Raw genomic sequence first — 22,918 nt, forward strand, 5'->3', positions numbered from 1 at the left:
CTCCTCACAGTTCCTGGCGGATGATCGCCGCCGAGCGCAAGGCCAGCGCGCAGCCGGTCATGGTGGGGTTGTTCGCGGCAGAGGCCGGCATCACGCCGGTGGTGGCCAGGAACAGGTTGTCGTGGTCGAAGGTGCGGCACTCGTGGTTCACCACCGAGTCCTTCGGGTCGGTGCCCATGATCACCGTGCCCATCGGGTGGTCGCGGTTCTCCCACACGGCCACGTTCTTGTCGAACACCTCGGCGCCGAGCAGTTTCTGGAAGTTGGCGTAGTCCTGCTTCACCACCTCGCCGGCGGCGCGCACGTAGTCGTTGACGTCGTAGTGCACCGTCATGGTGGGCAGGCCGAGCGCGTCCTTGCGCGTGCTGCTGAGGGCCACGCGGTTGCCCGGCTCGGGCAGCATCTCGATGTTGGAGGAGAGCGGCGTCCAGCGCGCCGCCATGTGGCGGATCTGCCGGTCCAGCTCCGGGCCGATCACGCCCTGGCTCAGCAGGCGCTCGGTGATCGGCACGTTGCCGACGAAGTTGCCGATCTCGTGGCGGATCGCGCCGTGCCTGGCCCGGAACGCCCCGTCGCGCCAGTTGAGGATGTCGCCCTGCTGCACCGGCCCGCGGCCCGACCACAGCGGCTCGTCGGCCAGCAGCACCATCGAGAAGGCGTTGTGGTCCATCAGGTTGCGGCCGACCTGGCCGGAGGAATTGGCCACCTCGGACATCAGCAGCAGGCGCGGCGTCTCCAGCGCATGCGCGGCGACGATGACGTAGCGCGCGGTGAGGCGGGTGCTCTCGCCCTTGGGGTTCTTGTAGTGCACGGCGACGATCTTCTTGCCGTCGGGCCCCTTCTCCAGCTTGTAGGCCACCGCGTTGGGGATCAGCCTGGCGCCCGCGCGCTCGGCCTTGGTGGCGTGGCGGTCGCCGCTGTACTGGGCGCCGATCGGGCAGATCGGCGAGCAGTCGTTGTTGCCCACGCAGGCGGGGCGGCCGTCGTAGGGGTCGGTGGCGCGGCCGTTGGGCTGGTAGGTGAAGTGGTAGCCGCCCTCGGCCACGCGCTCCTTGAAGCGCTGGCTGTAGTAGCTGAGCGCCTGCGGCCGCACCGGGTAGGGCTGCTTGCGCGGCGGATAAGAGGCGCCACCGTGGCCGCTGTAGTCGTCGCTGTCGCTGCCGGAGACGCCCATCTCCACCTCGGCCCGGTAGTACCAGGGCTCCAGGTCGTCGTAGCCGATCGGCCAGTCGCGGCCCACGCCGTAGAGGCTCTTGAGCTTGAAGTCGTTGGGCAGGTTGCGCCAGCACGCGCCGCCCCAGTGCCAGGTGGTGCCGCCGACCAGGCGCAGCATGCCGGGGATGTAGTCGACCGGGCCGGTGCTCTCGATGTAGCCGGGCGTGAACGAGCTGGGCGCCCACGGCTCGTTGGGGTAGGGCTGGTTGCGGTTGCCGTTGTTGGCGCTGACGTTGGCGCAGGTGCGGAAGCTCTCGACGATCTTCCAGCGCGGCACGCGCGGACCCGCCTCGAGCAGGATCACGGCCTTGCCGTGCCTGGCGAGGTCGTGCGCCGCGAGGCTGCCGATCACGCCGGAGCCGACCACGATGACGTCGGCGTCGTATTGGGTGTTTGCCATGGTGCCTGGTTCCCTGTTGCGGTGACGCGGCGGGTGCCGGAGGCGGCGCCCGCGCCGGTTCAGTCGGTGGCGAGCGTGGCGGGCTTTTCGGCCCAGAAACCGGGGCGGCCGCGCGAGTAGGTGGGGATCACGGTGACGTCCAGCGTGGGCCGCCACATCAGTGCGCCGGTGTAGGTGATGAAGGCCGGGCCGTCCTCCGAGCGCGGCTTCACCTCGCCCACGCGGCCGAGGTACCAGGCGCCGACGATGGCGACGGCGGTGCGCTTGAGGGCCGCGTCGGCGGCCACCGGCGAGGCGCCGAAATCGCGCATGTCGTGCAGGCCGGCGGCGTCCACGGCGCGCTGCAGGTCGGTGAAGCGGGCGGCGAAGTCCGGCTCACGCTCCACCAGGGCGCTCCAGGCCGCATCGGCCAGGTCGGGGTTGAGCTCCGGATGCGCAGTGAGCAGGCGCGAGAGCGCGAGGAAGCCTTCCGGCGCGAGAGCTCCCGCGGCGGGCGCCGCATGCAGCGACGAGGTCCAGCCCGGCGTCGCCGTGGCCAGCACGGCGGCGGAGGCGCCGAACAGGGTGGCGGTGAGGAAGGCGCGCCGGCGCGGGTCCGCGGCATCGGCGTGGGGGAGAACCGGATCGTAGGCGTCGGTCATGTGGGTCCCATGGCTTGGAGGGAACGCCCGCGTCGACGACGCGGGGCCGGCCTCCTGGCGGCCGTTCGCTCACACCTCCTTAGCTTCGACGCCGTCCCTGGCGGCAATGGGCAACACTGACCCGGCATGCGGCCCGAGGGCGCATGGGCGGAAGACCATGGTGGGAGTAATCGACAGCCGCCGGAGGGCGGCCGGCGCATGGTAGCGCCCGCAGGCGGTGCCGGATAAGCGCTTTGAGCTAAATTCACTTTTTTCGAAATGGAAAAAAGCGGTGGAGCATCTGCAGGACCTGGCCCTGTTCGTGCGCATCGCGCAGGCGCAGAGCCTGCTCGAAGTGGCACGCGACACGGGGTTGTCGCCGGCGGCGGTGTCCAAGCAGCTGGCGCGACTGGAGCACGCGCTGGGCGTGCGCCTGGTCAAGCGCAGCACCCGGCATCTCTACCTGACCCCCGAGGGTAGCGATTTCGCCACGCATTGCCGGGTGATCCTGGACGAGCTGGAGAAGGCGCGCGAGGCGGTGCAGCGCGGCGGCGAGCTGGCGGGCGAGCTGCGCGTGACCGCCTCGCTGCCGTTCTCGCGCCGCCACCTCGCGCCGCTGCTGGCCGAGTTCGGGCTGCGCTATCCCCGGCTGCGCATCCACCTCACCTCCACCGACGCGCTGGTCAGCCTGGTGCAGGGCGGCTACGACCTGGCCATCCGCCAGGCCGCGCTGGTGGACAGCACGCTGGCCGCACGCATGCTGGTGCCGGATCGCCGCGTACCCTGCGCCTCGCCCGGGTACGTGCGCAACCATGGCCTGCCGGCCAACCCGCAGGCGTTGACCGGGCACCGCTGCATTCTGCCCGGCGACCCGCCGATCAGCCTGTGGCGCTTCCAGCCGCGGGTGGGCGGCGAGCCGGTCGCCGTCAACGTGGGCAGCAGCGCGTTCCAGACCAATGACGGCGAGGTGGCCCACGCGGCGACGCTGGCCGGCGCCGGCATCGCGCTGAAATCGATCTGGGACGTGGCCGAGGACCTCGCCGCCGGCCGCCTGGTGGACGTGCTGCCCAAGTTCACTTCGCCCACCGCGCCGATCCAGGCCGTCTACGTGCCCGGGCCGCGGCCGCTGTCGGGGCGGCTGCGCGCCCTGATCGATTTCCTGGCCGAGCGGCTGGCGGCCAGCCCGGTGCTGGACTGGATGGACGAGGGCCGGCGCGCGCCGGTGCTGGCCCAGGAGCCCGTTCATGCCCCCGGCGTCGCAAACGTGCAAGGGCGATCGCTGTAGCGGCGCGTGCACGCGCACCGAGCCTGCGCAGCGATAACGCCGCCGCGCCGCGGTCGCGCGAAAGCGCCCTGCAGGGCAGGACGGGGCGAGGCACTCGTGGGGATCGAGGGCAGGCTCAGAGGAGCGCGCTGCGAAGCCCTGGCCGGTGCGTCGTCAGCCGCCGTCCGGATGGGCAGCAGCGCTTTGCGATGCGCCGCGGGTGGCGCGGGGGCGGATGACGAGGGTCACGGCATCGAGGCCGCCGCCCTCCCGCGTTCAGCCCGCCACGTTGACCCGCCCCGCCGCCTGCGGAAAGCGGGCGCGGATGGCGTTGCGGATGCCGGGCAGGTCGAGGCCGGCCATGCTCAGCACTTCCTCGCGGCTGCCATGCTCCAGGTAGGTGTCGGGCAGGCCCAGGTGCAGGATCGGCATCACGATGCCGTGCGCGGCCAGGCACTCGGCCACGGCCGAGCCGGCGCCACCGGCCACGGCGTTGTCCTCGAAGGTGACGAAGGCGTCGTGGCCCTGCGCCAACTCCAGGATCATCGCCTCGTCCAGCGGCTTCACGAAGCGCATGTTGACCAGGGTGGCGTCGAACTCCTCGGCCATGGCGGCGGCGGGCGCCAGCATGGCGCCGAAGGAGAGGAAGGCCATGCCGCGGCCGCGCCGGCGCAGTTCGGCCTTGCCGAAGGGGATCGTCTCCAGGTCGCCGGACACCGGCACGCCCAGGCCCACGCCGCGCGGGTAGCGAATCGCCGCCGGGCCGTCGTGGAGGAAGCCGGTGCTGAGCATGGCGCGGCACTCGCGCTCGTCGGCCGGCGCCATGATCGCCATGTTGGGCAGGCAGCGCAGGAAGCTGAGATCGAAGCTGCCCGCGTGGGTGGCGCCGTCGGGGCCGACCACGCCGGCGCGGTCGATGGCGAAGGTGACGTCCAGGTTCTGCAGCGCCACGTCGTGGATGGCCTGGTCGTAGGCGCGCTGCAGGAAGGTGGAGTAGATCGCCACCACCGGCTTGGCGCCCTCGCAGGCCATGCCGGCGGCCAGCGTCACGGCGTGCTGCTCGGCGATCGCCACGTCGAAGTAGCGCTCGGGGAAGCGCTTGGAGAACTTCACCAGGCCCGAGCCCTCGCGCATCGCCGGGGTGATGCCGAGCAGGCGCTCGTCGGCGGCGGCCATGTCGCACAGCCAGTCGCCGAAGACGTCGGTATAGGTGGGCTTGGCCGGGCCGGCCTTCTTCACCACGCCGGCCAGTGGGTCGAACGGGCCCACCGCGTGGTATTCGATCTGCGACTTCTCGGCGCGCGCGTAGCCCTTGCCCTTGGTGGTGATCACGTGCAGCACGCGCGGACCGGGCAAGTCCTTCACCGTGCGCAGCGCGGCGAGCAGCTGCGGCAGGTTGTGGCCGTCGATCGGGCCGGTGTAGTGGAAGCCCAGTTCCTCGAACAGCGTGGAGGGCACGAACATGCCCTTGGCGTGTTCCTCCCAGCGCTGGAAGAAGCGGCCCATGAACGACTGCTTGGGGATCGCCCGCTTGGCCCGCTCGCGCCAGGTGTTGAGCGTGCGGCTGGCCATGGCGCGGGCCATCATCTTGGTCAGGCCGCCCACGTTCTCGCTGATCGACATGCCGTTGTCGTTGAGGATCACCAGCATGTCCGGCTCGACGTCGCCGCCGTGGTTGAGCGCCTCGAAGGCCATGCCGGCGGTCATCGCGCCGTCGCCGATCACCGCCACGATCTTGCGCGGGTCGCCCTTGCGCTGGGCGGCGATGGCCATGCCCAGCGCGGCCGAGATCGAGGTGGAGGAGTGGCCGACGCCGAAGCTGTCGTACTCGCTCTCCTCGCGGTGCGGGAACGGCGCCAGGCCGCCTTTCTTCTTGATCGTGGTGATGCGGTCGCGGCGGCCGGTGAGGATCTTGTGCGGGTAGCACTGGTGGCCCACGTCCCACACCAGGCGGTCGGCGGGGGTGTCGAACACGTGGTGCAGGGCCACGGTGAGCTCCACCACGCCCAGGCCCGCGCCGAAGTGGCCGCCGGAGCTGGCGACGGATTCGATCAGGTACTGGCGCAGCTCATTGGCGACGGCGGGCAGCGCGTCGTCGGGCAGGCGGCGGAGATCGGCCGGGCCGTCGATGTGCGCCAGGCGGGGAAAGCGGGTGGAGTCGATCATCGGCATATTGTTGGCCCAGCGAGGGGGCGGGGCAAGGGCAGCGGTGTGAACGGGCGCAGGCGGGCGGCCTTTCACGCCGCCTAGGCATGCCGGCCTGCCGCCGTTCGAGTAAGCTGCCGCCATGTCCAAGCGCCTGTTCCGCCGCTTCGCCGAGGCCACGTCTCGCCACGCCGGCCGGCCCAGCGCGTTCACCACCGCCGTGGTGCTGGTGGGGGCCTGGGCCCTCACCGGCCCGCTGTTCCACTTCAGCGACACCTGGCAGCTGGTGATCAACACCAGCACCACCATCGTCACCTTCCTGATGGTGTTCCTGATCCAGAACACGCAGAACCGCGACACCGCGGCGCTGCAGATCAAGCTGGACGAGTTGATCCGCACCAGCCGCGCCCACAACGCCCTGCTCAACCTGGAGGAGCTGGACGACCAGGCGCTGGACCGCATCCGCGAGCACTACAGCAAGCTGGCCCGCCGGGCGCGGGACACGCTGGACGTGATCGAGCAGGATATCGAGGACAACATCGACCACAGCGGCCATCACGGCCGGCGTGGCCGGCCGCCGCCGGGTTGAGCGGTTGAGCTGGTTGAGCCGGGGGCGGCGCAGAGGGCGCAGGGCCCGCCGTGCGCGGGGGATTCGGGCGAGGCCTCAGGCCATCGCCGCGCGCCGGTGGCGCGGCAGGTGGCTCACCAGGAATTCCATCTGGTCGGCCAGGATGTTGCGGTTGGAGAGGATCAGGTGCTCCACCCAGCTCGGGCGGTAGGGCACCGCCAGCAGCGGCATGTTGGCCTGCTGCGGCGTGCGGCTGCCCTTCCTGAGGTTGCAGGCCATGCAGGCGCTGACCACGTTCTCCCATTCGTCGCGGCCGCCCTTGGACACCGGCTGCACGTGGTCGCGGGTCAGCTCGCCGCGGCTGTAGTGGTTGCCGCAGTACAGGCACAGGTAGCGGTCGCGGGCGAACAGCGCGGTGTTGGTGAGGGTGGGGGCCGGGTCCACCGCGTGGTCGCGGCAATGGCCGGTGCTGGCGACGATGGGGTGCACGTGGATGCGGCTCTGCTCGCCGAGCTCGCGGTTGTGCCCGCCGTGCACGGTGAGGCAGGGATCGCCCAGGGTCCAGGCCACCGCCTCGCGGACGTAGAGGCAGACGGCCTCCTGCCAGCTGATCCAGTCGAGGATGCGGCCGGCGGCGTCCAGGGACAGCACGCGGGTCGAGTGCAGATTGGCCCGGCGGGTTACTTCCATCAGCATGTCTTGCGTCCTTCCCGTTAAGTGAAGAGAGCGTCCAAGCGATGTCGTATCGAGCCCAGCATAGACCAAAACATATTGCAATTCCCGTGCAAGCCTTTGCCGGTGCAGGCTAAAGGCGTCCATTCGCGACCACCGGTGGCCGCTGCTATAGTCGCCAGTCGATCTAGAGACCCGGCGCCGGGCTCGGGAGGGGGAGCCTGGGTGGCGACCCCGGCACGGCGGGGCAGAGGTAAGTGACGTGGCTGAAGTTCTTTTCTACGAGCGCCCGGTGCCGCTCAACCGCACCCAACACAAGGATCTGCGCATCAAGGGCGTGCCGAGCATGAAGTTCGCCGCCAAGGTGCACTCCGTGCCGCTCACCGGCGTGGAGTTCCCGCTGGCCGCGCGCGACGTGCCGATCCTGTTCGCCGGCACCAGCGTGGCCGACGCCGGCCCGATGGCCCTGCTCGGCCTGCGCCAGGACGAGAACCTGCTGGTGGACGCCGACGGCCAGTGGGCGCCGAACGTGTACGTGCCGGCCTTCGTGCGCCGCTACCCGTTCGTGCTGGCGGAGAAGCCGGAGGGGCAGGAGGGCGACGACTTCACCGTATTCCTCGACGAGGCCTTCGAGGGCTTCGGCGAGAACGAGGGCGAGCGCCTGTTCAAGGACGACGGCACCGACAGCGAAGTGCTGAGCCGCGCCGTGAGCTTCCTCGGCGAGTTCCAGCAGCACGTGGCGCGTACCCACTGGTTCATGGACCAGCTGCGCAAGCACGACCTGCTCGAGCCGCGCAACGTGCGCCTGCAGAAGGATGGCAACGCGATCAACCTCAACGGCCTGTTCGTGGTCAACGAGGACAAGCTGCGCCAGCTCGACGAGAAGACCGCGCACGAGTTCCTCCAGGAAGGCGTGTTCGGCTGGATCTACTCGCACCTGCTGTCGCTGCCCAACATCGACCGCCTGGCCCTGCGCCTCAACGAGCGCGAGGCGGCCGAGACCGCCGCCAGCTCGAGCGTCAACTAAGCCCGCGGCCCCGCCCGTCCGGGCGGGCATGCCGATAGACGGCCAGGCAATGCGGCGTTCGCGCCGCCTGCCTGGCTGTTTTCGTTGGGGCCGCGCGGACCGCCACGGCGTCGCGTCTGCCCGGATGGCTGCCGCGGCCATGGGTACCGACGAGTCCGCCCGTGCCGCGAGCCGGCCCGGCATGAACACCGGGTGGCCGGCCGCCTCCGCCTGGCCGCGTCCGCTCGCTTCAGGTCCGTCAGCGCGCGCACGGCGGAGCGGGTTCGCCGGGACTGCTTCCTCCTGAAACGCAGGGTGTTCTAGGCTGTCCAGTCGCTAGGACTGGGTAGCCGATCCTCGACGGAGGAGTGGGCGATGCATGCCGGTCGCGGGACATGTGCGTGGCGCTGGCTGTTGGCGGTGCTGCTGTTGCTGCCGCCGGTCTTCTTCATGCTGCCCATTCCCATCGACGAGACGCGCTACCTCGCGGTGGCCTGGAACATGCACCTCGGCGGCCAGTGGCTGGTGCCGTGGCTGGATGGCGCGCCTTACTCGGACAAGCCGCCGCTGCTGTTCTGGCTGATCGACCTGACCTGGGCGCTCACCGGCGTGCACGCCTGGGCGGCGCGGCTGCTGGAACTGCTGCTGGCGCTGGCGACCCTGCCGCTGCTGGCCCTGCTCGGCCGACGCCTGGGCGCGAGCGCGGAGGCCGTGCGCTGTGCGCGCTGGCTGTGGCTGGGCAGTGTCGCGCTGGCCGGCTTCGCCGGCGGCGTGATGTTCGATGCGCTGCTGGTGGTGTGCACCCTGGTCGCCTGGCTGGGCGCGCTCGCGCTGCTGCGCGGGCAGGGGCCGGCGGGCGTGGCGGTGCTGGGCCTCGGGCTCGGCCTCGCCGTGCTCGCCAAGGGGCCGGTGGGCCTCCTGGTCGGCGGCCTGCCGGCCTTGCTCGCGCCGTGGTGGCAACCGCCGTTGCGCACGCCGTGGCGGCGCTACTACCTCGCCGTCGCCGTGGCGCTCGCGGCGGCGGCGGTGCTGGTGCTGGCCTGGGCGTTGCCGGCCGCGCGCGCCGGCGGCGAGGCGTACGCCAACGCGATTTTCCTGCGCCAGACGGTAGGACGGATGGCCGGCAGCTTTGCCCATGCGCGCGGCTGGTGGTGGTACCTGCCCGTCGCGCCGCTGCTGCTCTTGCCGTGGACGCTGGCGCTCGGGCGCGGCGGTGTGGCCCGCGCCGCGCTGTCGCCGCTGGACCGCTTCGCCCTGGCCGCTTCGGTGCCGGCCTTCCTGGCCTTCTGCCTGATCAGCGGCAAGCAGCCGCATTACCTGCTGCCCCTGCTGCCGGGGCCGCTGCTGGCGGCCGGCGTGCGGCTTGCCGACGGCCGCTGGCGGGTGGTGGGCTGGCGCGTGGGGCTGGTGCTGCTGGCTTTCCCGGTGGGCTTTGCGGTGGTGCTGCGGCATCCGCTGGGCCCGGTCGGCCTCGCCTATGCGTGCGTGGCGGCGATGGCGGCGCTGGGCCTGGGTTTCCTGCTGCGCGGCCGGCGCGACACGCCGGTGGAGGCGGCCGCGCTGGGGATGATCGCCGCCATCGGCCTGGCCAAGCTCGCCTTCATGCAGGCGCTGGGCCCGGGCTACGACGTGCGGCCGGCGGCACAACGCATCGCCCGGGCCCAGGCAGCCGGCGTGCCGTTGCTGCACGCCGGCCAGCAGCATGGGCTGTACACCTTCGCCGGCCGGCTGACCCGCGCCATTCCCAGCGCGCACGGCCAGGCGCAGGTGGCGACGTGGGCCGGGGCGCATCCCGACGGCTGGGTAATCAGCAGCTACCCGCGCTACCGCTACGCCGCCGCGCCGCTGTACGCGCAGCCGATGCTGGGGCGGCGCCTGGCGATCTGGCGGGCGGGCGACATTGCGGACGAAGCCGCGCGCATCGCCGAGGCCAAGAACGGCACAGCCGGGGACGAGGACGACAAGCCTTAGAGGCGCGCTGCGCTTCTGCTTTGCCATGCCGGGCGAGTGCGGGAAAGCCGTTACGCCACGCCGCCGCTTACGCTTCAGCGCACCGGCTTGGCCAGCCGCAGCAGGTCGGTGCCGTAGCCGGCCGCCTCGTACAGCGCCCGGGCCCGCTCGTTGCCGGGAAACACCGCCAGCGTCAGCAGCGCGCAGCGGTGCTCGCGAGCCCAGGTCTCGGCATGCGCAAGCAGTGCCGTGCCCGCGCCGCGCCCCTCGTGCGCGGCGGCCACGGCGAGGTTGGCGATGTGGCAGTTGGCGTGGCCGTTGAAGTAGTCCTGCGTCTTCTGCAGGTGGATGAAGCCGACCGGCTTGCCGTCGGCGTCCTCGGCCACGAACACGAAGCTGTTGGCGGGCTGCTCGTCCAGCTGCTGCGCGAGGTCGCGCCGGATGCCGTTGATGCACTCGGCCCGTTTGCGCCAGGCGGGAAGGGGGACGCCGGCGAGGCGCGGCGCCAGGCCGAGGATGAAATCGTCGTCGTCCTCGGCGAGACGGACCCGGTAGATGGCGTCGTTCATGCGTTGGCGGTCGTCGGTGAACGGTGTTGCGGTTCTACACCGGAGGGGCAGCTATTTGGAAGCCCGCCCGCCGCGGCGGGCGGGCCTGCGGGTGGTGCGAAGTCCGGGCGTGCCGCGGCAGGGGCTCCGGTATCCGAGCCGGCCCGCATTGGCGGCGCTCATGCCGGGCCGCGGCCGATCAGCCGTCCAGGCGCCATCGCTCCGCGATGGATTTTCGGTAGCGGCGGCTCGCGCGCAACGCGTGGCCGCTGCTGAGCCGCAACAGGGCGTCGCCGTTGGTGATGGGGCGAAGGTCGCGGATACGGTCGATGGCGACGATGGCGCGGCGGTGCACGCGCATGAAGCGCGCGGGGTCGAGCTTGGCTTCGAAGGCGACGGCAGCCTCCCGGATCAGGTGCGAAGTGGTGCCGGTGTGCAATGCCAGATAGTTGCCCTGTGTCTCGATCCAATCGACCTGGTCCAGCTCGACGAAACTCTGCCGGCCCCGATGCTTCACCGGCACGCGCGTGAGGTAAGGCTGTGCGGGTGCCGCCAGCATGGCCGGCGCCGCTTCGCGCGTGCTGCCGAGGCAGCGCAGGAAGTGCGCCAGGGCGGCCAGCGCGAGCAGGGCGTAGGTCAGCAACAGCCAGTTGTCGATGAGCTGGTCGCGCAGATCGGCCAGGGAGGGCAGCCATGCCTGGTGGTAGCCCCATGCGGCGAGGAAGCACGAGGCGACGATCAGACCGAACGCCAGCGTCGCCACGCCCAGTGCGAGGGCGGGCAGGCGGCGCAGCGCGTTGGGGCCGCTCGGCGGAAAGCGCCGCGTCAGCGCGAGCAGGGCCGGCGTGGCGGCGGCGCCGAGCAGGGCGGCCACCGTCATGCGCAAGGCCTCCGGCCCGGCCGCGAGCGCATGGCCGTGCGCGTTGGCGCGCAGCGCATTGCCCGGTTCGAGCACGATCAGGAAGAGCAGCCAATAGCCGAAGCCGCCGCCGCTCTCGGCGAGCCATGGCGGCAGCGTTCGTCGGCGCGGGAGGCGACTGGAGCGGTTCGGGCAAGCCATGGACGCAGTCTGCCCAGGCGCCACCGGGGCGTCCATGGCTGCGGCGGCAATGCCCTGTTTTTGTGACGAATCGTGTCGGAACGGGGGCGGGCCGGTCTGGCAGTTGCCACGGTGCCGGACACACTTCTCTAAGTCTTCTCCGCGACAGGGAACACCCGATGAGTGCGTTGTCTTCCGGCCACAGTCCGAGCCTGCTGCGGCCGCTTCTGCTGGCGGCTTCCGCGGTGGCGGGAAGCGCCCATGCGGGCGTGGCCGTCCCGCACGACTCCCCCGCCGCCATCGCGCTGGGCCGCACGTTCGACCTCTACTGGATCGCCGAGGCGCTGCTTGCCTTGCTGATCCCGGCCGGCTTCCTCGTGTCGGGCTTCGGCGCCAGGCTGAGCGCGGCCTGCTGCCGCCTGGCCCATGGTGCGCGCTACGCCAGCGTGACGCTGTTCGGCTGTGCCTACCTGTTGCTCGATGCGCTCCTGCGCCTGCCGCTCGATTACCTGCGCCACTTCGTCCTGCCCACGTCCCTCGGCTGGCTCAAGCAGGAAAGCGCCGGCGGATGGCTGCTGGGGCAGGGCGTCTCGCTGCTGGGCCTGATGATCGCGGTGGTCCTGCTGCTCTGGATGCCTTATTGGCTGATACGCCGTAGCCCGCGCCGCTGGTGGCTCTGGAGCACGGCCGTGAGCGTGCCCGTCGCCTGCGTGCTGCTGGTGTCGCAGCCGCTGTGGATGAAGCCCCTGGCCGCCACGTATGGACCCGTCGCCGACAAGTCGCTGCAAGCGCAGATCACGATGCTGGCGGCGCAATGCGGGCATCGCCATGTTCCGGTGGTGGTGGGCGGCAGCGATACCACCGTGGTCGGGCTGGGGCCGAGCAGCCGCATCGTGCTGCAACGGGACCTGGCCGAGGTGGAAAGCCCATCCCAGGTGCGCTTCACCATCGCGCACGAGCTCAAGCACTACGTGATGGGCGACAACTGGAAGGCGCTGCTCATCGCCGCCCTGTTGCTGCTGGCGGGCTTCGGGAGCATGCACGGGGTCGGCGGCTGGGCCATCGGGCGCTGGCCGCGGCGTCTCGGTTTCGCCCGGCTGGACGACCCGGCCTCGCTGCCTCTGTTCGTGCTCTGCGCGACGGGGCTATGGCTGGCGGTTACGCCGGCCTTCCTCGCCTTCGACCGGCACATCGAGCGCGAGGCGGACCGGTTCGCCCTCGAGATGACGCACGAGAACGACGCGGCCGCGCGGATGTTCGCCGGCTGGGCGAGCGAGACGGAACTGGCCGAGCCAGGATGGTTCGAGCGCCTGTTCCGCGCTACCCACCCCCCGGTGGGCGAGCGCATCCGGATGGCGAACCGCTATCGCCCATGGGCGACGGGCGAGCCGCTGGAGTATGCCGGCGAGTGCGCGATGCCCGCAGGTGGATAGCAAACCGCGGAGGAGAACGCCCGGATCGCCCGGGCGTTCTCGCCTGTCCGCCGCGTCGCTCAGTCCACCACCGGCAACGCAATGAAACTCGCCTCGCCCGGCGCGTGGTACACGCGCTGGGTGGCCTTCACGTAGTCGTTCGGCTTGGCCCAGAAGATGTTGGGCACGAAGGTCTGCGGGTTGCGGTCGTAGAGCGGGAACCAGCTGGACTGCACCTGCACCATCACGCGGTGGCCGGGCAGGAAGACGTGGTTGGCGTTGGGCAGGTCGAAGCGATAGGGCAGGGCCTGGTTGGCGGCGATGGGCTTGGGCGTCGCGTAGCCCTCGCGGTAGCGGCCGCGGAAGATGTCCATCGCCACCGCGAGCTGGTAGCCGCCCATCTCCGGCTGGTCGGAGACCTGGTCGGGGTAGACGTCGATCAGCTTCACCACCCAGTCGCTGTCGGTGCCGCTGGTGGAGGCGACGAGGTTGACCTCGGGCGCGCCGGCGACGCGCAGCGGCGCGGTGAGCGGCTCGGAAACGTAGGTGAGCACGTCGGTGCGGCCGGCGGCCATGCGCTGGTCGTCCACCAGCCATTCGGACCAGGTGTTGCCGGCGCTGTAGCCGGTCGGCAGGATCGGCCGCTCGCGGTAGGGCACGGGGCGGGCGGGGTCGGAGACGTATTCGTCGTAGGCCTCGCCGCCGGCGGGCGCGGCGAAGCCGAGCTTGGCGCCCGGTTCGAGGTAGATCGCGCGGCTCTTGGTGGCGCAGCCGCCGTCGCAGGCGAGCGGCCAGCGGTCCAGGCGCTGCCACTGGTCGGTGCCGGTCTGGAAGGCGGTGACCGGGGCGAGGTCGGCCTTGGGCGCGCCGTCCTTGAGGTACTGGGCGAGGAACGGGCGCAGCACGTGCTCGCGGAAGTACTTGGCGGTGTCGCTGCCAAAGCGGATCGCACCCAGTGCGCTGCCGTCGTGGATCTCCTGGCCGTGGTACCACGGGCCCATCACCAGCTTCACCATGTCGCCGCTCTTGTCCTTGGGCTTGATGGCGCGGTAGACGGCCTGGGCGCCGTAGATGTCCTCCTGGTCCCACAGGCTGTGCACCAGCATCACCGGCACCTTGAGCGGCTCGGCGGCAAGCAGCTTGTCCACCGCCTGGTCGCTCCAGAAGGCGTCGTAGGCGGGGTGCGCGAGCAGCTTGTTCCAGAAGCCGAGCTGCTCCATGCCGTAGCGCCTGCCCAGCGCGCCGGCGGAGCCGGCCTGCATGAACAGGTCGTAGTCGTCGTGGTAGTTGCTCCACCACTTGTGGCTGTTGTCGCGGCTGGCGGTCTGCTCGTAGATGTAGGCCATGTTGGGCTGGCGGAAGGCGCCGTGGTGGAGCCAGTCGTCGCCCATCCAGCCGTCCACCATCGGGTTCATCGGCACCGACACCTTCAGCGCCGGGTGCGGGTGGTAGAGCGCCATCAGCGGCTCGAAGCCGTCGTAGGAGATGCCCAGCGTGCCGACCTTGCCGTTGCTCTCCGGCACATGCTTCACCAGCCAGTCGATGGTGTCGTAGGTGTCGGTGGCGTCGTCCACCGGGGTGGGGTTCTGCGGGCCGTGCACGGGGCGGTTCATCACGTAGTCGCCCTCCGAGCCGTACTTGCCGCGCACGTCCTGCACCACGCGGATGTAGCCCTCTTCCACGATCACGTCGGTGGCGTTGTCGTAGCCTTCCAGCATTGCGGCGAGGTGGCCGCTCGGCGTGTGGCTGGTGAGTTCCTTGGCGTCGTAGGGCGTGCGGGTGAGCAGCATGCCGGCATGCCGGGCACCGCTGGGGACGAGGATGACGGTGTGCAGCTTCACGCCGTCGCGCATCGGGATCATCACCTCGCGCCGCACGTAGTCGTGGTCGGCGGTGGAGGGCGTGAACGCGGCCGGCGTCTCGCTCGGGTAGTTCGGGTACTGCGGCTTGGGCGTATCCGCCGCGGCGGCGATGGAGACGGACAGCGCGGCGGCGAGCGCGGCGACGACGCGGCGACGGAGCGGCGCGGTAGACGATGGCATGCGGTGGATCCCCCTGTCTGACGAATGTCGCTCCCGAGAGTAACCGCTGCGGCCGGCGGCGGCATGCGCACGTTGGCGTTGCGGGATGCGGTTGCCGTTCCGGTGCGCGGCGGCGCCGTCATCGCAAGATCTTGGGGCCTGTTCAAACGCTTGCCGTCGACGCGGCATGGCGCCTCCCTCTGCTTGCAGGGGGTGGCCTCGAGGCCGGTGTTCACCCCCCAATTCTCCCTGCACGCAGGGGAGGGGGCAGGTCGGCGCCGCCTGCGCGGAGGCGGACGGCGACGGGCGCCGCGCTCAGAGGCGCACGTCCACCTTGGCCTCGCGCGGGCCCTGCTGGCGCTCGATGAACACCGACACCTGGTCGCCCAGGCGGCGGAAGGCGAGGTCGATGCGCTGCACGCCCACCTGCAGGTCGCGCAGCGTCAGTTGCTCGATGTCGCGCGGCAGGCGCGGGCGCTCGATGGTCAGCCGGCCGCGCCGGCCGTCCACGTACAGCCCCAGGCAGGCCTGCAGCAGCATGAAGGCGGAGCCGGAGGCCCAGGCCTGAGGCAGGCAGGCCACTGGATAGGCGATGGGCGCCTCGCCGGGCGCGCGGTCGAAGCCGCAGAACAGCTCCGGCAGGCGCATGCCGAACTGGGTGGCGGCCTCGAACATGTTGCCCAGCAGCCGCACCACGCCGTCGCGCTCGCCGTAGCGGGCGAGGCCGGCGGCGCACAGCGCCACGTCGTGCGGCCACACCGAGCCGTTGTGGTAGGACATCGGGTTGAAGCGCGCCGTGCCGGTGGCGAGGGTGCGGATGCCCCAGCCGCTGTTGAGCGGCCGCGAGAGCAGCTGCCGCGTTACCGCGCGGGCGCGGTCGGGGCGCGGCAGGCCGGCGTACAGCAGGTGGCCGGGGTTGGAGCCGCGGATGCGGCAGGGCTCGCCGGCGCCGTCCAGGGCCAGCGCGTAGTAGCGCAGGTCGTCCATCCAGAAGCGCTGTTCGACCGTCTTGCGCAGCTGGTCGGCACGGCGGCGCCAGTGCAGGGCGGCGTTCGTTTCTTCGCGCCGTTCGGCCAGCTCGGCCATGTCGCGGTAGGCGCGGTAGGCGTAGCCCTGCACCTCGATCAGCGCGATCGGGCCTTCCGCCGGGCGGCCGTCGGCGTGGAACACCGAGTCGTGGCTGTCCTTCCATCCCTGGTTGGCGAGGCCGCTGAGCTCGCCGCGGGCGTAGGTGAGCAGGCCGTAGGGGCTGGCGTCGGCGTTGTTCTCCAGCCAGTGCGTGGCGGCCACCAGGGCGGGCCACAGCTGGCCGACGAGGGTCATGTCGCCGGTGCGCCGGGCATAGGCGCCGGCCAGCATCAGGAACAGCGGCGTGGTGTCGACGCCGCCGTAGTACTGGGCGAACGGCAGCTCGTTCGCCGCCGCCATCTCGCCCTTGCGCGTCTCGTGCATGATCTTGCCCGGCTGCGCGTCGCGGAAGGCGGAGGTCTCGCGCGCCTGGTTCTGCGCCAGGAAGGCGAGCACGCCGCGCGCCAGGCTGGGATCGAGCCACAGCACCTGCAACGAAGTGATGATGGCGTCGCGCCCGAACGGCGTGGAGAACCACGGGATACCGGCATACGGATATGGCCCGGTGGGCAGCTCGGTGGTGAGCAGGGCGAGGTCGGCGCGCGACTTGTCCAGCCACGCCTGGAACAGGCGGCCGGAGGCCACCGGCCGCGCGCCGCGGTGGCGGCGCAGGCGCAGGCTGCGCCAGGCCCGCGCGGCGCACTGGCGATAGCGGGCGCGGCAGGGCTCGGCGCGGGCCGGGCCCACTTCGAGGTAGAGCCGCCACTCGGCGCGCGGCGCCAGCGCCACCTGGAACTCCGCATGCCATTCGTCCAGCTGCTGCGGTGGCTCGGAGAAGTCGATCGCCATGCGGCGCAGCCTGCCATCCAGGCCGTGGTAGCGCAGTTCCACGCCGCGCCCGTCGACCTCTGCCGACTGCGCCTGGCCGCGTTGCAGGCGCCGCTGGCCGCGCACCTCGAACATGTCGCGGAAGTCGGCGGCGAAGCGCAGCATCAGCGGCACGCGCGTGGGCTGGTCGCTGTAGTTGACCAGGCGGACGCGCTCGTACACGCGGTCCTCCCACAGGAAGCGCTTGCGCTCCACGTGCACCACGGCCTGGGGAATGGGCGAGTCGCCCAGCGAGGGCAGCGGGTGGTTGGTGAGGTTGGCGGTGAAGTAGAGGTTGTCCTGGCTCACCGCGCTCGACAGCAGCGAAGGCCGGCGTCCGGCGAGATAGAGGTGAAAGCCCGAGAGCAGGCGGGTGTCGTTGTGGAACAGGCCATCGTCCTCGCCGGTGACGTCGCCGAAGGCGTCGGCCACCAGGAAGCTGTCGCCCTCCTTGAGCACGAACAGCGATTGCAGGCTGCGCGGCGGCGGCTCGGTGTCGGGCAGGCTCGGGGCTTCGTGCGCCATCGTGCGGGCTCAGGCGATCTTGCTGAGGGGGCGGGTGCCGCTGTGCCGTTCCAGCAGCCGCCAGTACAGGTTCACGTAGCGATGGGCCATGGTCTGCGCGGTGAATCGCCGCTCGAACGCGAGGCGGATACGCCGGCGATTCAGCACCGCCGCCTGCTGCACGGCGGCGACGGCTTCGTCCTCGCCGGCGACGATGAAGCCGGTGACGCCGTGCTCGAGTATCTCCGGCACCGCGCCGCGGTTCCAGGCGATCACCGGCGTGCCGCAGGCCATCGCCTCGATCATCACCAGCCCGAACGGCTCGGGCCAGTCGATCGGGAACAGCAGCGCGCGGGCGTGGCCGAGCAGGTGCACTTTCTCCGCGTCGCCGATCTCGCCGATGAACTCGACCACCGCCGGGTCGAGCAGCGGGCGCACCACCTGCTTGAAGTACTCGTGGTCGGCCGGATCCACCTTGGCCGCCATCTTCAGCAGCAGGCCGGTGCGGCGGGCGATCGCGATGGCGCGGTCCGGGCGCTTCTCCGGCGAGATGCGGCCCAGGAACACCAGGTAGTCGCCGCGCGGCTGCCGCGCCAGGCCGTACGGCCGCGGGTCGAGGCCGTGGTAGACGTTGCCGAACCAGTTGGCCTCCGGCAATGGCGTGCGCTGGTCGAAGGAGATCGACGCCAGCGGATAGCAGCACCAGCGCCGGTAGGCCTCGGCGAGATCGCGCAGGTCGAGGCGGCCGTGCAGGGTGGTGAGCGTGCGGCCGGCGCGGTCCTCGAACAGCGGAAAGTGCAGCAGGTCCAGGTGGAAGTGCAGGATGTCGAACTCGTCGGCGCGCCGGCGCAGTTCGTGCAGCATGCTGAGGTGGCAGGCCAGGTCGCTCTTGAGCGGCGAGGGGTCCAGCCGCAGCGCGCGGTCACGCCCCGGCACCAGGCGGGCGCGGGTGAACGTGTCGGCGGAGGCGAACAGGGTGACCTCGTGCCCCTGCTCCACCAGCGCCTCGGTGAGGTGGGCGACCACGCGCTCGGTGCCGCCGTACAGCCGCGGCGGCACGGCTTCGTAGAGGGGGGCGATCTGCGCGATCTTCATGGCCGGGCGCCTCGGTGCGCGAACAGGCGGCATGGCCAGAGCGGCCGGCCACGAGCCTGGGTAAGCTTGCCCCGTGGTTTGCGAAATTGCCGTGACATGGCCGTTTGCGCGGGGTGCCCGGCGCCGGGGAAGGCGCCGCGCCGCATTGCCGAATGGACGTCCAAACGGAAAGTGGAAAAATCATGGTATCGCCAGCGCGCACGATGGCGGCAGGCGCTGAAGGCGCGCGTGGTCGCGGCGCCTACTGGTAGTTCATCGTGAACGTCGCCGTCGCCGACACCTTGCCCGGTGTCACCGCCTGGTCCGTCCGGTAGTACCGGGCGACGAAGGGCATGTCGAGCGCCTGCTGCTCGGCCGTGGTCGTCGCGCAGGTGCGAGAGCCTGTTGGTCTCGACGGGCTTGTCGTCCTGCAGCAGCCGCGCGCCGGTGCCCCTCGCCATGCCTTCGCCCGTGTGGTCGGCGAGCCGTTATGACGAACAGCATTTGAGCCTGAAACCCCAGCGTGTCGCGCTCGCCGGTGGGGCATCAGCCGGATACATGGCAAAGAAGCCCAGCCGGGTTAAAGGCTGGGCTTCTGGACAAACGGCTGCATCGGGAAAGCGCGTGCAGCTCTATAGGTTGTGGCTTAGCGGAAGCCGTGCGTCCATGCGGGTCCATGCGGGTCCATGCGGGTCCATGCGGGTCCATGCGGGTCCATGCGGGTCCATGCGGGTCCATGCGGGTCCATGCGGGTCCATGCGGGTAGATTAGGCGACGGCCCCGGCGGCGGACACTGGAAAAATCCAGTTCTTGCGCCGGGCCGTCGACAGGGCTCAGGCGATCGCGGGCAGCGTCGCCACGCCGGCCTCGATCGCCGCCTTGTGCACCCGGGTGCGCGGCAGGATGCGGGCGAAGTAGAACGCGGCGGTGTCGCGCTTGGCCTGCTTGAACGCGGCCGGCTGGCTGCCGGCTTCGGCGGCGGCCACGGCGCGGGCCCAGAAGTAGGCGAGGGCGGCGTAGCCGGCGTAGTAGAGGTAATCGTTGGCGGCGGCGCCGAGTTCCTCCGGGTCGGCCTGCACGCGCTGGGCGAGGGCCAGGGTGAGTTCGCCCCATTCCTTCGCCAGCGCGGCCAGCGGCGCGATAAAGGGCTGCAGGGCGGCGTCCTGGGCGTGCCGCGCGAGGAAGGCCTGCACCTCGCCGAGGAACAGCTTGAAGCCCGCGCCCTTGAGCTGGAGGATCTTGCGGCCCAGCAGGTCGGCCGCCTGGATGCCGGTGGTGCCCTCGTACAGGGTGATGATGCGCGCGTCGCGCACGAACTGCTCCACGCCGTTCTCCACGATGAAGCCGTGGCCGCCGTACACCTGCAGCGCCTCCTTGGTGCACTCCTGCGCAAGCTCCGTCACCACGCCCTTGGCGATGGGGATCATGAAGGCCACCAGGTCGCCGGCGTCGCGGCGGGTCGCCTCGTCGGCGCCGCGCGCCTCCAGGTCGCTCTTGAGCGCGGTGTAGTAGAGCAGCATGCGCGAGCCTTCCACGAAGGCGCGCTGGGTGAGCAGCATGCGGCGCACGTCCGGGTGCACTACCAGGTTGTCGGCGGGCTTTTCCGGCAGTTTCGCGCCGGTGAGCGCGCGGCCCTGCAGGCGTTCGCGCGCGTAGTTCAGGCTGTTCTGGTAGGCGCGCTCGGCCAGCGCCAGGCCCTGCACGCCCACCGCGAGGCGGGCGGCGTTCATCATGGTGAACATGGCGGCCAGGCCCTTGTTGGGCTGACCGATGAGGTAGCCCTCCGCCGCGTCGAAGTTCATCACGCAGGTGGCCGAGCCGCGGATGCCCATCTTGTGCTCGATGGCGCCGGCGTAGGCCTCGTTGCGCTCGCCCGGCGAGCCGTCCGCCTTCAGCTTGAACTTGGGCACGATGAACATCGAGATGCCGCGGCTGCCGGCCGGCGCGTCGGGCAGGCGGGCCAGCACCAGGTGCACGATGTTCTCGGCCAGGTCGTGCTCGCCGGCGCTGATGAAGATCTTGGTGCCGGTGATCTTGTAGCTGCCGTGCTCGCCCGGCTCGGCGCGGGTCTTGAGCAGGCCGAGGTCGGAGCCGGCCTGTGGCTCGGTGAGGCACATGGTGCCGGTCCAGCGGCCTTCCACGATGGGCTTGAGGTAGGTGTGCTGCTGCGCCTCGGTGCCGTGCAGCTCCAGCGCGTGGCAGGCGCCCTCGGAGAGCAGCGGGTAGAGGCTCCACGACAGGTTGCCGGACTGGAAGATCTCGGTGGTGGCCGTACCTAACACCTGCGGCAGCGCCTGGCCGCCGAAGTGTTCGGCCATGGTGAGGCCTGCCCAGCCGCCCTCGGCGAACTGCCTGAAGGCCTCCTTGAAACCCTTGGGCGTGGTGACGGTGCGGGTGGCCTTGTCGTAGTGGCAGCCCTCCTCGTCGCCGGGGCCGTTGGTGGGGGCGAGCACCTGCTCGCTGAGCTTGCCGGCCTCTTCCAGCACCGCGTCGAGCAGGTCGCGGGTGTGGCCCTCGCCGCCGGTGAGCGCGGTGAGCGCGGCTTCGGCGCCGAGCACGTCGTAGAGGGCGAAGCGCTGGTCGTCGAGCGGGGCCTTGTAGATCGTCATGGCGGATTCCTTCGAAAGGTCGAGAGGGTTCAGCGGTAGGTGTTGGGGATGCCGGGCACCGGCGAGAGCCAGTCGTTGCCGTGGAAGGCGAAATCGCGCGGCGCCTTTTCCTTCTCCGGCGTGGCGCTGGCGGTGCCGTTCACGCTGTAGGCGAGGCCGCTGGCGCTGCCCTTGCCGGCGATGGCCTGCAAGGCCGCGGCCATCTCCGGCGTGGGCAGCAGGTCGAGCGCGACGACGTCGCCGGCGAAGGCGGGGATGTCGCGGTCGAAACGGGCGTGCAGGCGCACCGGCACCAGCTCGGCCACGCGGATCTCGCCCTCGATGGCGGAGAAATCCATGCCGGCGTAGCTGTTGTTCTGGATGCGCACGGTGAGGTGCCAGCTGCCGTTGGGCCGCACTTCCAGCTGCTGGATGCTGACCGTGGGCGGAAACACGCTCTTGCGCGGTGGGCCGCAGGCGATCAGGACCAGGGCCAGTACGACGGGGACGATCCAGCGCAGCCAACGCATCTTGCGGTCTCTCCAAACGATCGTTTGAATGCCGATTCTAACCGCGTTGGGGGCGGGATGGTGAGGGGGCGTGCCTTCGCCCGCGAATCCGGCTTGCGGCCGCGCGTGGAAACCGTCGCCGCGATGCGCGCCGGCCAGTGGCGTTGCCGCAGGCGCGCATCGCACCGGCGGTGTCATGCGCTCTTTCGAATTTCTTTGGCCGCGTCCCGCGTCGATGGCAAGGTTTCGCGGTGTGGATCAAACGGGCATGATCGGGGTTTCATCGCGACCGAGAGCTGCCTTCCATGTCACGACGCTTCATCGCCCGCCGCTCGCCGATCCACGGCACCGGCGTGTTCGCCACCGCGCCGATCAAGAAGGGCGAGGAGATCATCCAGTACCGGGGCACGCTGATGACCCACGCCGAGGCCGACGCGATGTACGGCGACGGCGGCGAGACGGGCCACACCTTCCTCTTCACCTTGAACGAGGACTACATCGTCGACGCCAACCGCAAGGGCAACACCGCGCGCTGGATCAACCACAGCTGCGCGCCCAACTGCCGCGCGGTGATCGAGGAGAGCGCAAACGGCGACCGGCGCAAGGACAAGGTGATCATCGAGGCCATCCGCCCCATCAAGCCGGGCCAGGAACTCACCTACGACTACGGCATCACGCTGGACGTGCCGCATACGGCACGCCTCAAGAAGCTGTGGCGCTGCCTGTGCGGCGCGCCCAACTGCACGGGCACGCTGCTCAAGTCCAAGCGCGCGTAAGCGGCTCACGCACCGCTCACGCCGCGGCCACGGGTCGCTCATGCGCGGCATGGGAGGGTGGGGCTTTCCGACGCGAGGAGGAACCCCATGGCCACCCAGCGCATCGAGGGCCGCCGCGTGGCCATGCTCGCCACCGACGGCTTCGAATACTCCGAACTGACCGAGCCCAAGCGCCTGCTGGAGGAGGCCGGCGCGGGCGTGGACGTGCTCGCGCCGGGCGGATCAAGGGCTGGAACGTGCGCGAGTGGGGCGACTGGGTGGACGTGGACCGGGCGGACGCTCGGGGAGGTCGACGCCGCCGGCTACGACGCGCTGGTGTTGCCCGGCGGCGTGATCACCCCCGACAAGCTGCGCACGCAGCCCGAGGCGGTGGCGTTGGTGCAGGCCTTCGCCAGGGCCGGCAAGCCGATCGCCGCGATCTGCCATGGCCCGTGGCCGCGCACCTCGTGGGGTTCGTTGCGCCGGGACCTGGAAAACGCCGGCGCGCACTGGGAGGACCGCGAGGTGGTGGGCGACGGCCAGCTCATCACCAGCCGCAAGCCGGACGACATCCCGGCTTTCGCGCAGGCGGTGATCGAGGCGCTGGCGGCGTGAGCGCAGACGGTCGCCCGCCGCGGGCCCGCCGCGTTGCCCGGCCGGTGTGCCGCCACGCTCCCAGGCAGGAACCCTTCT

At 70.9% G+C, this 22,918-nt stretch carries 19 protein-coding genes; 7 read left to right on the plus strand and 12 right to left on the minus strand.

The features are described 5' to 3' along the window. Positions 1-4: 4 nt before the first annotated feature. Positions 5-1,615 carry a GMC family oxidoreductase gene (locus tag ACH65_RS01620; protein WP_049620828.1) on the minus strand — a complete coding sequence of 537 codons (1,611 nt, stop codon included), beginning with the start codon at positions 1,613-1,615 and terminating at the stop codon, positions 5-7. 59 nt (positions 1,616-1,674) lie between these two features. Then, complete coding sequence (locus ACH65_RS18425; RefSeq protein ID WP_053096111.1) at positions 1,675-2,256, minus strand: sugar dehydrogenase complex small subunit; 582 nt, start codon at positions 2,254-2,256, stop codon at positions 1,675-1,677. A gap of 271 nt (positions 2,257-2,527) precedes the next feature. Here ACH65_RS18425 and ACH65_RS01630 point away from each other — a divergent pair, with 271 nt between their 5' ends. After that, complete coding sequence (locus ACH65_RS01630; protein ID WP_049620829.1) at positions 2,528-3,520, plus strand: LysR family transcriptional regulator; 993 nt, start codon at positions 2,528-2,530, stop codon at positions 3,518-3,520. A 255-nt stretch (positions 3,521-3,775) separates the two neighbouring features. On the opposite strand, the gene dxs is transcribed toward ACH65_RS01630, so the two are convergent. Next, on the minus strand, positions 3,776-5,665 hold the full coding sequence (gene dxs / locus ACH65_RS01635) for a 1-deoxy-D-xylulose-5-phosphate synthase (protein ID WP_049620830.1): 1,890 nt from the start codon (positions 5,663-5,665) through the stop codon (positions 3,776-3,778). Positions 5,666-5,786: 121 nt separating this feature from the next. Between dxs and ACH65_RS01640 the strand changes: the two genes are divergently transcribed. Then, positions 5,787-6,233, plus strand: a complete 447-nt coding sequence (locus ACH65_RS01640; RefSeq protein WP_049620831.1) for a low affinity iron permease family protein — start codon at positions 5,787-5,789, stop codon at positions 6,231-6,233. Positions 6,234-6,308: 75 nt separating this feature from the next. Here the strand turns inward: ACH65_RS01640 and ACH65_RS01645 are convergent, their stop codons facing one another. Further along, positions 6,309-6,908, minus strand: coding sequence for an HNH endonuclease (locus ACH65_RS01645; protein WP_049620832.1), 600 nt, complete (start codon positions 6,906-6,908; stop codon positions 6,309-6,311). Between the two features lie 238 nt (positions 6,909-7,146). On the opposite strand from ACH65_RS01645, the gene ACH65_RS01650 reads away from it, so the two are divergent. Continuing rightward, positions 7,147-7,911, plus strand: coding sequence for a SapC family protein (locus ACH65_RS01650; RefSeq protein ID WP_049620833.1), 765 nt, complete (start codon positions 7,147-7,149; stop codon positions 7,909-7,911). Between the two features lie 354 nt (positions 7,912-8,265). Then, the gene (locus tag ACH65_RS01655; RefSeq protein ID WP_049620834.1) at positions 8,266-9,861 is read left to right on the plus strand and encodes an ArnT family glycosyltransferase; all 1,596 of its coding nucleotides are present in this window, start codon (positions 8,266-8,268) and stop codon (positions 9,859-9,861) included. Between the two features lie 74 nt (positions 9,862-9,935). Here the strand turns inward: ACH65_RS01655 and ACH65_RS01660 are convergent, their stop codons facing one another. Continuing rightward, positions 9,936-10,409 carry a GNAT family N-acetyltransferase gene (locus ACH65_RS01660; RefSeq protein WP_049620835.1) on the minus strand — a complete coding sequence of 158 codons (474 nt, stop codon included), beginning with the start codon at positions 10,407-10,409 and terminating at the stop codon, positions 9,936-9,938. Between the two features lie 178 nt (positions 10,410-10,587). Then, the gene (locus ACH65_RS01665) at positions 10,588-11,448 is read right to left on the minus strand and encodes a LytTR family DNA-binding domain-containing protein (protein WP_049620836.1); all 861 of its coding nucleotides are present in this window, start codon (positions 11,446-11,448) and stop codon (positions 10,588-10,590) included. A 158-nt stretch (positions 11,449-11,606) separates the two neighbouring features. On the opposite strand from ACH65_RS01665, the gene ACH65_RS20220 reads away from it, so the two are divergent. Further along, entirely contained in the window at positions 11,607-12,860 is a 1,254-nt protein-coding gene (locus tag ACH65_RS20220) for a M48 family metalloprotease (RefSeq protein WP_049620837.1), read from the plus strand. Between the two features lie 59 nt (positions 12,861-12,919). Here the strand turns inward: ACH65_RS20220 and ACH65_RS01675 are convergent, their stop codons facing one another. The 6 genes from ACH65_RS01675 to ACH65_RS01695 all read right to left on the minus strand — a co-directional run bounded on the left by ACH65_RS01675 (position 12,920) and on the right by ACH65_RS01695 (position 21,491). Then, positions 12,920-14,881 carry a CocE/NonD family hydrolase gene (locus ACH65_RS01675; protein WP_049620838.1) on the minus strand — a complete coding sequence of 654 codons (1,962 nt, stop codon included), beginning with the start codon at positions 14,879-14,881 and terminating at the stop codon, positions 12,920-12,922. Positions 14,882-15,175: 294 nt separating this feature from the next. Beyond that, positions 15,176-17,320: an amylo-alpha-1,6-glucosidase gene (locus ACH65_RS01680; RefSeq protein WP_049620839.1), complete on the minus strand. Its 2,145-nt coding sequence runs from the start codon at positions 17,318-17,320 to the stop codon at positions 15,176-15,178. Positions 17,321-17,329: 9 nt separating this feature from the next. Continuing rightward, positions 17,330-18,394 carry a glycosyltransferase family 4 protein gene (locus tag ACH65_RS01685; protein WP_049620840.1) on the minus strand — a complete coding sequence of 355 codons (1,065 nt, stop codon included), beginning with the start codon at positions 18,392-18,394 and terminating at the stop codon, positions 17,330-17,332. Between the two features lie 241 nt (positions 18,395-18,635). Next, positions 18,636-18,920: a fimbrial protein gene (locus ACH65_RS21065; protein ID WP_153242424.1), complete on the minus strand. Its 285-nt coding sequence runs from the start codon at positions 18,918-18,920 to the stop codon at positions 18,636-18,638. Between the two features lie 286 nt (positions 18,921-19,206). After that, positions 19,207-20,982: an acyl-CoA dehydrogenase C-terminal domain-containing protein gene (locus ACH65_RS01690; protein WP_049620841.1), complete on the minus strand. Its 1,776-nt coding sequence runs from the start codon at positions 20,980-20,982 to the stop codon at positions 19,207-19,209. A 29-nt stretch (positions 20,983-21,011) separates the two neighbouring features. Continuing rightward, positions 21,012-21,491 carry a hypothetical protein gene (locus ACH65_RS01695; protein ID WP_049620842.1) on the minus strand — a complete coding sequence of 160 codons (480 nt, stop codon included), beginning with the start codon at positions 21,489-21,491 and terminating at the stop codon, positions 21,012-21,014. A gap of 284 nt (positions 21,492-21,775) precedes the next feature. Between ACH65_RS01695 and ACH65_RS01700 the strand changes: the two genes are divergently transcribed. Both ACH65_RS01700 and ACH65_RS01705 read left to right on the plus strand, forming a co-directional pair. Next, positions 21,776-22,246 carry an SET domain-containing protein gene (locus tag ACH65_RS01700; RefSeq protein ID WP_049620843.1) on the plus strand — a complete coding sequence of 157 codons (471 nt, stop codon included), beginning with the start codon at positions 21,776-21,778 and terminating at the stop codon, positions 22,244-22,246. Positions 22,247-22,333: 87 nt separating this feature from the next. Further along, positions 22,334-22,840, plus strand: coding sequence for a type 1 glutamine amidotransferase domain-containing protein (locus ACH65_RS01705; protein WP_082190085.1), 507 nt, complete (start codon positions 22,334-22,336; stop codon positions 22,838-22,840). Positions 22,841-22,918 lie beyond the last annotated feature (78 nt).

The sequence above is a fragment of the Frateuria defendens genome (genome assembly GCF_001182895.1).
In the GTDB taxonomy this organism is placed as follows: Bacteria; Pseudomonadota; Gammaproteobacteria; order Xanthomonadales; family Rhodanobacteraceae; genus Frateuria_B; species Frateuria_B defendens.

Bases quoted from the DNA above. Each gene is read 5' to 3' on its own strand.
- ACH65_RS18425 (WP_053096111.1), bottom strand. From the start codon at position 2,256: ATGACCGACGCCTACGATCCGGTTCTCCCCCACGCCGATGCCGCGGAC.
- ACH65_RS01695 (WP_049620842.1), bottom strand. From the start codon at position 21,491: ATGCGTTGGCTGCGCTGGATCGTCCCCGTCGTACTGGCCCTGGTCCTG.
- ACH65_RS01655 (WP_049620834.1), top strand. From the start codon at position 8,266: ATGCATGCCGGTCGCGGGACATGTGCGTGGCGCTGGCTGTTGGCGGTG.
- ACH65_RS01675 (WP_049620838.1), bottom strand. From the start codon at position 14,881: ATGCCATCGTCTACCGCGCCGCTCCGTCGCCGCGTCGTCGCCGCGCTC.
- ACH65_RS01640 (WP_049620831.1), top strand. From the start codon at position 5,787: ATGTCCAAGCGCCTGTTCCGCCGCTTCGCCGAGGCCACGTCTCGCCAC.
- ACH65_RS01685 (WP_049620840.1), bottom strand. From the start codon at position 18,394: ATGAAGATCGCGCAGATCGCCCCCCTCTACGAAGCCGTGCCGCCGCGG.
- ACH65_RS21065 (WP_153242424.1), bottom strand. From the start codon at position 18,920: ATGCCCCACCGGCGAGCGCGACACGCTGGGGTTTCAGGCTCAAATGCT.
- ACH65_RS01690 (WP_049620841.1), bottom strand. From the start codon at position 20,982: ATGACGATCTACAAGGCCCCGCTCGACGACCAGCGCTTCGCCCTCTAC.
- ACH65_RS01660 (WP_049620835.1), bottom strand. From the start codon at position 10,409: ATGAACGACGCCATCTACCGGGTCCGTCTCGCCGAGGACGACGACGAT.
- ACH65_RS20220 (WP_049620837.1), top strand. From the start codon at position 11,607: ATGAGTGCGTTGTCTTCCGGCCACAGTCCGAGCCTGCTGCGGCCGCTT.
- ACH65_RS01705 (WP_082190085.1), top strand. From the start codon at position 22,334: ATGGCCACCCAGCGCATCGAGGGCCGCCGCGTGGCCATGCTCGCCACC.
- dxs (WP_049620830.1), bottom strand. From the start codon at position 5,665: ATGATCGACTCCACCCGCTTTCCCCGCCTGGCGCACATCGACGGCCCG.
- ACH65_RS01665 (WP_049620836.1), bottom strand. From the start codon at position 11,448: ATGGCTTGCCCGAACCGCTCCAGTCGCCTCCCGCGCCGACGAACGCTG.
- ACH65_RS01645 (WP_049620832.1), bottom strand. From the start codon at position 6,908: ATGCTGATGGAAGTAACCCGCCGGGCCAATCTGCACTCGACCCGCGTG.
- ACH65_RS01680 (WP_049620839.1), bottom strand. From the start codon at position 17,320: ATGGCGCACGAAGCCCCGAGCCTGCCCGACACCGAGCCGCCGCCGCGC.
- ACH65_RS01620 (WP_049620828.1), bottom strand. From the start codon at position 1,615: ATGGCAAACACCCAATACGACGCCGACGTCATCGTGGTCGGCTCCGGC.
- ACH65_RS01700 (WP_049620843.1), top strand. From the start codon at position 21,776: ATGTCACGACGCTTCATCGCCCGCCGCTCGCCGATCCACGGCACCGGC.